A 10,635-nucleotide genomic window follows, 5' to 3' on the forward strand; every position below is an offset into this window, starting at 1 on the left:
GCAGACCGGCCGCTCCACTTTGTGAGCGAAAAGCCTTGATCATGCAACGACCACCTCAAGAGGTTTCACAGTCATGTCCCGACTCACCCGTCGTACCGTCCTCGGCGCCGGCCTCGCCGCCGCCGGCACCGGTCTGCTGACCGCCTGCTCAGGTTCCATGAGCGACATGGACCACCCCTCCGTCGGGGGTGGCATGTCGTCGAGCGCCGACTACCTCAGCCCGGACAGCAAGGAGGTCGCCGCGACCGAAGCACTCCGCAAGCCCGGCCCGGAACGGCGGTTCAAACTGACCGCCGTCGAGACCCCGCTCGACCTCGGCGCAGGACGCACCGTCCGGTCATGGGCGTACGGGGACGACCTCCCCGGCAAGGAAGTCAGGGTCACCGCCGGCGACACCTTGACGCTCACCCTCGCGAACAACCTTCCCGAGGCCACCTCCGTCCACTGGCACGGACTCGCCCTGCGCAACGACATGGACGGTGTCCCCGGTCTCACGCAGCGCGACATCAAGCCGGGTGGCTCCTTCGACTACCGCTTCGCGGTCTCCCACCCAGGCACCTACTGGTTCCATCCGCACTCCGGCGTTCAGCAGGACCGCGGCCTGTACGCCCCACTGATCGTCGAAGATCCCAAGGAACCGCTCAAGTACGACAAGGAGTGGGTGATCGTCCTCGACGACTGGGTCGATGGCGTCGACGGTTCCACTCCGGACGCCGTGCTTGCCGAGCTGAGCAAGGGCATGGGAGGCATGGACCACGGGGGATCGGGCGGCATGGAGGGCCACGACATGTCGAATATGTCGATGACCACCCGGAAGTCCCCCTCGCCGAAGCCCTCGGGTCCCTCCCGGATGCTCATGGGCGCAACGAGCGACCTGCTCGGCGGCGACGCCGGAGACGTCGGGTACCCGCACTACCTGATCAACGGCCGGACGCCGGACAAGCCGCAGACCTTCACGGCCCGGCCCGGCGACCGGATCAGGCTCCGGATCATCAACGCCGGCGGCGACACCGCTTTCCGTATTGCCCTCGGCGGCCACAAACTCACCGTCACGCACACCGACGGCTACCCCGTCGAGCAGACGCAGGCCGACGCACTCCTGCTCGGCATGGGCGAACGCATCGACGCCGTCGTGACCGTCGGGGACGGCACCTTCCCGCTCACCGCACTCGCCGAGGGCAAAAGCCGTTCTGCCCTCGCCGTCCTGCGCACCGGCGGCGGCGCTGCGCCTACCGCCTCCGTACGCCCCAAGGAGCTCGAAGGGAAGGTCGTCCACGGCGGTCAGCTGAAGGCAGCCGAGCCCGTACGACTTGAGCCCGGACGCCCGGACCGGACGATCGAGTTCAAACTCACCGGCTCGATGATGAAATACGACTGGGCCATCAACGGCAAGAAGTACGACCCCGCCCAGCGCTACGCGGCTCGCTCCGGCGAGCGCGTACGACTGTCGTTCGTGAACAACACGACGATGTGGCACCCCATGCACCTGCACGGCCACACATACGCGCTCGCCGACGGCGGCGCACGGAAGGACACCTCGATCGTGCTGCCGGGGAAGCGGCTCGACGTCGACTTCGACGCCGACAACCCCGGGCTCTGGATGATCCACTGCCACAACGTCTACCACGCCGAGTCAGGGATGATGACCGTCCTCGGCTACCTCAAGTAGACCGGGACACCTACGGAGAACGGGCCGGCCGGGGCTCCTGGCCAGGCCGTTCCTCACTCTGTCTCAGCCGACTGGCTGCCCCTCGTACGTACTGGCCCGGCGCACCGCGGCCACCAGCGCGTCCGTGTCCACAGCCAGCGCTCTCCGCAAGCCATCACGCATCAGGTCCGCCGTTCGCGGTGACCACGACCTCGTCGAGCTGGCCTGCCAGGATTTCGCTGTCCGGTACCTCATTCGAGATCGCACCGGTCACGCCTGCCGTCGGTAGTCAGCTGATGCGGTCAGCGGCCGGCCCAGAAACGACGGCGACGGAACTCCAGCACCGAATGGTCGGCGAGGTACGTCGCGCGACCAGGACGAGAGCGGGGACGTCGCCACGACGCTGAGGACGGCGATGGTGGCGCCGATACCTGAGAAGGCCGTGGCCGCCGCCCGCGCGGAGCGGGACAGAGGTCACGGCCTTCTCGGGTATCGGTGTGTCCGGCCAGCAGCGTGTGTGCGCGACGCAGACGGTCAGAGCGCTGTACGCGGCGCTTCACGCGGCCTTGGCCAGGGTGGACCGGTCCTCGCTGGGTGCGTGCCCGGCGGGTGTCGCGGGTGCGGTCGTCACTCCTCGTCCGTCGTGGCGCGGCCACAGGAGGAGAGCACCTGTCGCTCCCGCTCCGGCGAGGATCGCGAGGACGGACCAGGCGAGGGTGAAGCCGGCGCTCGTGCTGAGCCATCCCGCGACGGGATAGGTGATCAGCCAGGCCAGGTGCGACAGGGAGAACTGGGCCGCGAACACCTCGGGGATCGCGTTCCGGCTGACGGAGGCGCGCAGGACCTTGCCTGTCGGGGTGATGATCAGTGCCATGCCGATGCCGATCACGGTCCAGATGATCGCCGTACCGGTCCATGCGGTGAGGCCGGCCGCGATGAGCGCCGCCGCGGCGGTCGTGCCGCCGACCAGGACTCCGGCGCCGGTCATCATGACGGTGCGGGCGGCGATCCGGTCGAGAACGCGGGGCAGGACGAGGGCGACCAGGAGGGTTCCGGTGCCGGAGGCGGCGAGCATCCAGGCGACGTCCGACTGCGAGCCGCCGAGCACGTCACGGACGTAGTTGACGGTGTTGACGACGACGATCGAGCCGGCGGCCGCGACCGTGAGGTTGAGCGCCATGATGCCCCGCAGCCGCGGCGTCCGGAGGAAGATCCTGATGCCTGCTGCCGCCTTGTCCCACGCCTTGGTGTGGGTGCTGGGGCGGGCGTCGGGGATGCGCGTCGACAGGACGAGCAGCGCGGAGACGAGGAATCCGGCGGACGTTCCCAGGAACAGCCGGTCGAAGGTCATGAACGTCAGGGCGACGGCGGCCAGCACGGGGCTGAGCAGACTCTCCATGGTGGAGGCGACCTGGGAGGCGGACAGCGCACGCGTGTAGTCGGACTCATCGGTGACGATGTCGGGGATGACTGCCTGGAACGTCGGAGTGAACGCGGCGGAGCCGGCCTGGAGCAGGACGATCAGGACGTAGATGTGCCAGACCTCGCTGACCAGCGGCAGTGCCAGGACCACCGCACCGCGGATCACATCGAGGCCGACCAGGAGGGCTCTTCTGGGGAACCGGTCGATGTACGCGGCGGCCAGCGGGGCTATGACCACGTACATGACCATCTTGATGGTCAGGGCGGTGCCGAGGACCGTGCCGGCGCGTGGACCGGCGAGGTCGTAGGCGAGCAGCCCGAGGGCGACCGTGGTCAGCCCGGTACCGAACAGGGCGATGACCTGGGCACCGAACAGGTGGCGGTAGTCGCGGATGGCGAACAGGCGCATGGCGGGTTCCTTCCGTGTCCATGCGGCGGGGCGCGGCCCCGGGGCGGAGGCCATGTCCCGCGTGTACAGGCGGGGTTGTCTTCACGCACCGGTGTCGCTCCCCGGTGTGAGGCCGGCGAGGAGGTTGAAGGCGCCGGTGAGGATGTTGAGTGCGACGACGCCGACGACATCGGCTATCGCGCGGTCGCTGTAGCCGTGCTCGCGCAGCGCGGTGACCTGTTCGTCGGTGATCGACGTCGGCTCGCGGTAGATCTGGAGGGCGAGAGCGATGATCGCCGCGATCGCGGGATCGGCGGAGGTACCCGTGTGCGCTCGCTCGATCTCTTCCTCGTCCACTCCCAAGGCGCGGGCGCCACTGACGTGCGCGTCGAGGCACAGCCTGCAGCCCTGCAGGACCTGGATGGCGATCGAGATCCGTTCGCTGATCCTGCGGTCGAGCTTGGCTCGCCCCATGGCCCGGCTGAGCTGGAGGTAACCACCCAGTACGGCAGGCGAGTTCGCCATCGTAGAGACCATGTCACCGATCCGGCCATGGCGAGAGACCAGATCGGCGAGAAGGTCGCGCGAGGCGCCGACCGCCGTGTCGGGCGTGAGTCGGGTCAGGCGTGGCATGACGCTCCTTCCGATGTCGGGGATGTGACGGGACGGTGGGGCGCGGCGGGTCGAGCGCCCCTTGGCCGCGTCGTGTGCCGCGGCGGCTGATCCGTGGCGTTCATCCGGTCAGTGGTGGCCGTGGTGGCCCTGGTGGTGGATCCCGTGCTCGGGGGCGGCCAGGGGTGCCGCGTCCGGACGGGGGGTGGCCGCGGTGGTCCGTACGGTGAACTCGGCTGTCCGGACGACATCGTTGTGCTGAAAGTCCAGGTACAGGCGGTAGCTGCCGGCCGAAGGCGCGACGGCCATGAAGGCGATCTCGGGCCCCGGTGCGGTGGTGCCGTCACCGGGTTCGCCCTCCGGGTGGACGTGGAGGTAGCCCAGGTCGCCGACCCGCAGGGCCACCAAGTGCCCGTACGCGGCCAGGTAGGGCTGCAGGTCGGTGACGGGGCGGTTGTTCCGGCTGACGGTGAGGGTCAGTTCGCTCGCCTCGCCGGGTAGGAGTTCGCCGTCGAGCACGACGGTGTACTCGCCGATCTGCGCGATCCCTGTGGCCTCGGGAAGCGGCCGCGGGTCGTACGGTCCGGCGACCGCGACGTCGATTCCCAGCGTCATGGTCCCGTTGTGGCCGGCCGGGTGGATGTCGGTGAAGAATCTCCAGTCCCCCGGTCCCAGGGCCAGTTCGACGCTCCAGGTGCCCTTCTCGTCCATCACGGGGTGCACGTGCTGGAACCCGGCCGTGTCGCGCCGGACGGCGATGAAGTGCAGTTCCTTCTCGTGCTCCGGTATGAACTCGGTCACCGCCTGCCCGTCCGGGCTGATCACCCGGAAGCTGACCGGCTGCACGCCGCCGGTGAGGATCGTCGAGTCGAGTTCGAGGGTGTACCCGTTCTCGGAGACCGACAGCCCACCGGGCCGGGCTCCGCCGTGGCCGCCGTGGTTGGTCTGGTCGTGGCCGGAGTGATTCCTCATGACGTCTCCATTGGTGTGATGCGCCTTCTGACGTCGTCCGTTCAGGACAACGATCACAACCATATACCCCCAGGGGGTATTCAGTCTCGACGGTTGAAATTTTGCGAGAGGGCCGTGGATCCACCGGGTGGAGTCACCCGCCTGCCGGCACCGTGGCGCTGGTGTGTCGGCATGGCTGCCCCGGCGGTGGCTGCCGCGGCCGGACGGCGTGAACGGGTCAGTGCATCTGCCGACGTGCGGCAGGGGAACTGGCACCGCCTGCGTGCACGAGGGCACACGCGTCCGTGCAGGACGGGCGAGGACTGTTCTGCTGTGCGAGATGGGACGCCAGAGCCTGCAGTGCGGCGGTGGCTGTGATCCTGACGAGGGGATGGCTGGCTACCCGGTAAACCGTGCTGGTCCATGACAGTGTGACCATGGAGGACCTCCTGGTGGGTCACTGGCCGGATTTTCTGGTGGTAGCGGGCGCTGGGCGGCCCGGCGGACCTGGGAATTAGCGTCCGGCGGGCCGCCCGGCTGCAGTGTTCTGGATCCACGCCGCGGCCGGTTCAAGCCGAACAGGGGCAGGCGGCTCGGCCTCGCCCCGACGGTCGCGATGCCCGCGGAACAGGTCGGACTTGATGGTGCCGGCGTCTTGCGGGCCAGGCGGATGGGTCGGCGGCGGCATGCACGTCGCTGCGGACGGGTGAGGTCGCCGGCCTCGATGGCGGCGTCGGTGCCGGTGCCCATGACAAGGCCGAGGTCGGCCTGTGTGAGTGCGGCGGCGTTGTTGACACCGTTGCCGGTTGTGGTGAGCGAATGGCTTTCGCCCTACGGCCTCTCCGTGATCCGGTCCACGGGGGTGCTTGGCAACGTGCTCACCGAGGTCTCTCCTTCTCGCGGGGTGTCCGGCTGCTGCGGCCCGATTCACGTGCTCGGTCCGGGAGTTCACGTCGTGCTGTATATGCGCCACGGTACGGGCGCGCCATGCCGTGAATACGCCAGCGCCCTGAACACGGGGCCGGAATATTGCCGGTGTGGCCGACCGGCCCGGTTCCGCCGACCAACCGCTGGACGAGACCCTTGACCGGCCTTCCCGCCCCTGCCCGCAGTCAGGGGCGCCAGTCGAAGGGGAAGTGCTTGCTGGATCCCCCCCGGTATTCATGGGAGAAGTCGAACCCTTCCGCGCGGTCGCTCTCAACGACGCCCCAGGTGGCGATCTGGCCGGGGCCGACCTCGGCGCCCGGGGCATTGACGAGTTGGACGCGACGGGAGGGGTCGGCAGTGGGACCGGTGAGGGCGGTCGCGCCGACGGAGACCTTGTCGGCGACACGTGCCCGCCAGTACGAGAGATCCTCGGCGGCGTCGAAGTGGACCGGAGCGTACCGTACCTCGCGCAGTTCGCTGATGAGCGAGCCGAACTGGCCTGGCCAGCCGCCGACATGACCGGCGAAGATCTGCTCCAGCGCGTCACGCTGGGCCTGGTCGCCCTTGGAGTCGATGTAGAGCATCACCTTCATTGTGGCGTCCGGGTCGCCGACCCACATGTTCCCGGCGAACTCTCCCAGTGCCACCACGCCCAGGCCGTCCAGGCGCACGTCCCCGAAGTGCCCTTCGTGAACCTGCCAGACGAGCGTGAAGAGGCAGTCCCCGTGGGTCGGTGTCTGGGCGAACGTGCAGGGGCAGGGCAGCGCGCAGCTGCACACGTCGAACCACTCGCCCCGTAGGTGCCAGTCGGGCAGCGTGCCGTCATTCGTGCCCGCTCGGACGACGGCGGGCGCGCTTTGCGATGTGGCGGAAGTGGTGCACATGGGGGCCTCCCAGATCGCTTATACCCCTAGGGGGTATCTCATGGATAAGGGGAAGGCTAGAACCCGATGCACCCGCACGTCAACTACCCCCTGGGGGTACTTTGGTTTGATTGGGTTGCCTGGGTGTTCGTGACCGACGCTTCGTCGCTCCAGTGGGCGGACAGCAGGCAGTGCGGCTTCATCGGCGAAGCACGACTGCGGCGATGCCAGCGCGTTGGCCCATGTATACGGTCTCCATCTCACATCGTCGAAGCGGGGCACTGCTTCCAGGTCCTGCACGTCCCAGCCGTCTTGACGACTGGGACGTGCAGGCCGAAGGAACTCGGCGCCTTGGCTCGCTCCAGGCACCGCGGCATTCCCCGGTCAGGCAGACGAACCGCAATGGCGGCCGACACCCTTCGTTCGCAGGCGCCTGTCCTTGCCGAACTCGGAAGGCTCCGCCCGCCCATGCCCTTCGGTTGGTCGCGGCCTGTGCCATAACCCTTGTCTCCGCGCTCGGTGCAGTGGAGGGTCCGGCAGACGGTGGAATCCGCCGACACGGTCCAGCCGATGTTGTCGCGACGAGGGCTGGGGGGTGCGCCCCGGCCGGCCTGGCCACCATCCCCCCGCTCATCACCAGCAAGACATCTCATGTCGTTGGCAGGTCAAGTTGAGTCGCCAGCAATAGGGGCCGGGCCTCATGTGCCTCGCCGCGCGGCTGAGATGGCGGTAGCGTCCTCGGCATGCTCGACGATCCTGATGTGTCGGTGGTTCTGCGAGGCGGAGTGCGTACTCGCTCCCATGCTTGGGAGTTCGTTCGCTGGTTCGCCGACGCATGGATGGGCCGTCCGCTGCAGCCGGAAGATGGCTGCACCGCAAATGAATTGGCGGCTGTGGAGTCCAATCTGGGCTTCGAGTTGCCGGCCGCTTTGAGTGAGGGGTACGCGCTCTTCGGTCGTCGGGACGACCTGACCCGGCAGCAGGACCCTGTGGTCAAGCCATCTGGCCTCTATGTCGACGACGCCCTGGGCGGCGTCCTGGTCTTCCGCCTCGAGAATCAGGACTGCGCCCACTGGGGAATCCCCCTTACCCAGATCGAGCAGGACGATCCACCGGTGGTGGTGGAATCGCATCAGGGCTGGATTCCCTTTCTCGATCGGATGTCCCTGGCGTGGGTCGAGCTGGTGTTGAGCGAGTCGCTCTTCGCGGCAGACAGCCTCTATGACGCGTGCGAGCTGCCTGACGCGCTGGTACCGGGTCTCCACGCCCGCTATGCCCGGGTCGACCTGCCCGACCATCCGATGTGGGCAAGCGAGGACGACTCACCGGTGCGCTGGTACGCGGCTCCCGGCCGGTTGGTTCGCCGGGACGGCCTTCAAGACCAGTCCGGGATCCACGCGCGTGGGCGTACGATTTCCGATCTTGAGACCGTCCGTGAAGACCTTCCAGGCTCTTGGGTCGGTTGAAGTCGCTCCCACCACCAGCGTGGGCATGTTCGGTATGGGGATCAAGCAGACGATCACGCAGCAAGCGCGACGGAGTGGGCGAACGCCAGTGCGGGATCGTACAGGGTGCGCGCTTGCAGGCAGTGGTAGAGGCAGCCAAGGAGCTTGTTGAACAGGTTCCGCAGGGCGGCGGTGTGCCGTTCATCGCTGGCGCGTCGGGCGTCGTAGTGCTCGCGGGGTTCGTGTGAGCGTAGGGCTGCGAAGGCCCACATGTAGCCGGCGGAGGCCAGCCTCTGGTTCTTGACTGCTCTGGCAACCACGACGCGGCTTCGGCCGGAGGCCCGGGTCGCTGGGGCCGCGCCGGCGTATGCCTTCAACGCCCGGGCGTTGGCGAACCGTTCCCGATCGTCGCCGACCTCGGCGAGGACGCGGGCTCCGGACATGACCGACAGCCCGGGGAAGCTGATGATGATCTCCGAGTCGGAGTGGGAGAGGAACGCTTCCTCGGTGGCTGCCGTGAGGTCGTCAACGCTCCGGCAGGTGGCGTCGAGCTGCTGGAGGAGGGCCTGCGCCTGCTTGCCCATGGCCTGCTCAACCATCGGCAGCTGGTGCAGGCAGTCCCTGCGGAAGATCTCCCGGAGCCGTTCGACCTCGGCGTCGGTCCCGCGTCGGAGCCGTCCGGCACGGTTGAGCAGAGCACGCAGTTGGCTGCGGGTGAGCCGGGCCGCTGCCGCTGGAGCGGGTGCCGCGGCCAGGACTGCGCGGGCGTGCTTGGAGTCGAGGCCCAGCGTGCCGGCGCCGTGGAACGCCTGGAGGGCGGCTGGGTAGTACTCGCGCAGGTGGGAACGGAGTCTGTTGACCATCTGGGTCTTGTCCCAGACCGCGTCCTGGTGGGCTCGGGCCAGGACAGCGACGGCCTGGACGAGTTCGCTGTCGACGGGCAGTGGCCGGTGGGCGGCCATGTCGGTGCGGAGGATGTTGGCCAGGACGCGGGCGTCGGCGGCATCCGACTTGGCCCGGGCGACGCTGCTTCGGTCGCGGTAGCGCGCGGCAGCCAGCGGGTTGATCACGTAAACCTTCCGCCCGGTGGCCCGCAGGCAGGCGACCAGCAGGCCACGCGGGGTCTCGATCGCCACCGGTATGGGCTCCTCGAGACTGTCGCCGTGGCGGGCCAGCAGCTCCAGCAGGGCGTTGAAGCCAGCGCTGTCGTCGCTGATCCTCAGCTTGGCCAGCTGGGTGCCGTCCTGATCGACCAACGCGATGTCGTGGTGGTTCTCGGCCCAGTCGATTCCGCAGAAGACCTTGCTCAACTTCGTTCTCCCGTTTGCGCGTTGCGTCAGTGTGCTGGTCGGCTCCGTGCGGAGCACGCGGCGCTCTAATAGAAGTGCTCGGGGCACGCCATCTCATGAGCCGTTCGTGTCTCCAGCGACCGGCAGGGACCTCGGTCTGCTGGAGAGCTCTGGGCTCGCGAACTCCTGAGAGGTCGGCCCCTGCCGGCGGGCTGGGGACATGAAACCCTGGCTGGGTGCGGTGCCACCGGGCGGGGCGCGGTCTTGCTGAAGGGATCGCGTCCCCGGATCCACCTTGGGCCTCCGCCCGGCGGCATGGTGAGGAGGAGCCGGTCTGACCCGAGGGATCACAGTCCCGGATCGGGGGCAGGCTTCCACCTCACACAGCGGGCCCTTGCGCTTCCGTGCTCGGACTCACCGCTGAGCTATTAGATCCGCCGCTTCGGCACGTGGCACCTGGACACGGAGCCGCCCGATCACCAGGCGGCCGGGCATCTGCGACTGGCCGCCTGAAGGGGGCTGTGCGGTGAGGCCGAGGAAGCCGGCCCCGCCTCACACGCCGCGGACTGGTTGGAAGGCCGATGGTGAGGTCACCATGTGACGTCCAGCTCGGTGTGCATATCGGCCGCGTAGAACCCGCGGCCGGTTCCGATGTCGCTTCGTGTTCCGTGAGAGGGGCGGTCAAAGGCGCAATACCCGGCGCAGGGCGAGGGTGAGTTCGTCGAGTTTGGCCTCGCCCTTTGCCGGCTCCGATCGTGCGGCATCGGTCACGCAGTGCCGCACGTGGTCGTCGAGCAGGCCGAGCGCGACCTCCTGCAGGGCGTGGGTGACGGCGCTGATCTGGGTGAGGACATCGATGCAGTACCGGTCGTCGGCGACCATGCGGGCCCCTGCTCAGTAATCACAGAGCGTCGCAACTCCGTGATCACCGGGCCTGTGTCCGTTCCTGCTGCCAGTGTCCCCAACCGCGCCTATCCGCGTGACCACTAAGCTTGGCTTTAAACCCCACCAAGATCATTTCTTGGTGGGGTTTGTTGTTCGCCTGACAGCTGGACGGCCTCTGCTTGATCATGTGTTTCCGCCAAGAGAC

The 10,635-nt window shown here is 68.1% G+C and carries 8 protein-coding genes; 2 read left to right on the forward strand and 6 right to left on the reverse strand.

What is annotated here, in order from left to right; genetic code table 11:
- Window positions 1–73: 73 nt before the first annotated feature.
- On the forward strand, window positions 74–1,669 hold the full coding sequence (locus IEZ15_RS39125; RefSeq protein WP_189281773.1) for a multicopper oxidase family protein: 1,596 nt from the start codon (window positions 74–76) through the stop codon (window positions 1,667–1,669).
- 535 nt (window positions 1,670–2,204) lie between these two features.
- Here the strand turns inward: IEZ15_RS39125 and IEZ15_RS39130 are convergent.
- The 4 genes from IEZ15_RS39130 to IEZ15_RS39145 form a co-directional block, all read right to left on the reverse strand.
- Window positions 2,205–3,479 carry an MFS transporter gene (locus IEZ15_RS39130; protein ID WP_189281774.1) on the reverse strand — a complete coding sequence of 425 codons (1,275 nt, stop codon included), beginning with the start codon at window positions 3,477–3,479 and terminating at the stop codon, window positions 2,205–2,207.
- A gap of 81 nt (window positions 3,480–3,560) precedes the next feature.
- On the reverse strand, window positions 3,561–4,091 hold the full coding sequence (locus tag IEZ15_RS39135) for a carboxymuconolactone decarboxylase family protein (RefSeq protein ID WP_114242480.1): 531 nt from the start codon (window positions 4,089–4,091) through the stop codon (window positions 3,561–3,563).
- Between the two features lie 108 nt (window positions 4,092–4,199).
- Complete coding sequence (locus IEZ15_RS39140) at window positions 4,200–5,042, reverse strand: DUF8832 domain-containing protein (RefSeq protein WP_189281775.1); 843 nt, start codon at window positions 5,040–5,042, stop codon at window positions 4,200–4,202.
- Between the two features lie 1,091 nt (window positions 5,043–6,133).
- Window positions 6,134–6,832, reverse strand: coding sequence for a DUF1326 domain-containing protein (locus IEZ15_RS39145; RefSeq protein WP_229846428.1), 699 nt, complete (start codon window positions 6,830–6,832; stop codon window positions 6,134–6,136).
- A gap of 722 nt (window positions 6,833–7,554) precedes the next feature.
- Here IEZ15_RS39145 and IEZ15_RS39150 point away from each other — a divergent pair.
- A complete protein-coding gene (locus IEZ15_RS39150; protein WP_189281776.1) occupies window positions 7,555–8,277 on the forward strand; it encodes an SMI1/KNR4 family protein in 723 nt (240 codons plus the stop codon).
- Window positions 8,278–8,330: 53 nt separating this feature from the next.
- Here the strand turns inward: IEZ15_RS39150 and IEZ15_RS39155 are convergent, their stop codons facing one another.
- Window positions 8,331–9,566, reverse strand: a complete 1,236-nt coding sequence (locus tag IEZ15_RS39155; protein ID WP_189281777.1) for an IS110 family RNA-guided transposase — start codon at window positions 9,564–9,566, stop codon at window positions 8,331–8,333.
- Between the two features lie 660 nt (window positions 9,567–10,226).
- Window positions 10,227–10,427 carry a metal-sensitive transcriptional regulator gene (locus IEZ15_RS39160; protein WP_189281778.1) on the reverse strand — a complete coding sequence of 67 codons (201 nt, stop codon included), beginning with the start codon at window positions 10,425–10,427 and terminating at the stop codon, window positions 10,227–10,229.
- Window positions 10,428–10,635: the final 208 nt, after the last annotated feature.

The organism is Streptomyces atratus (assembly GCF_014648655.1).
GTDB classification, from domain to species: Bacteria; Actinomycetota; Actinomycetes; order Streptomycetales; family Streptomycetaceae; genus Streptomyces; species Streptomyces atratus.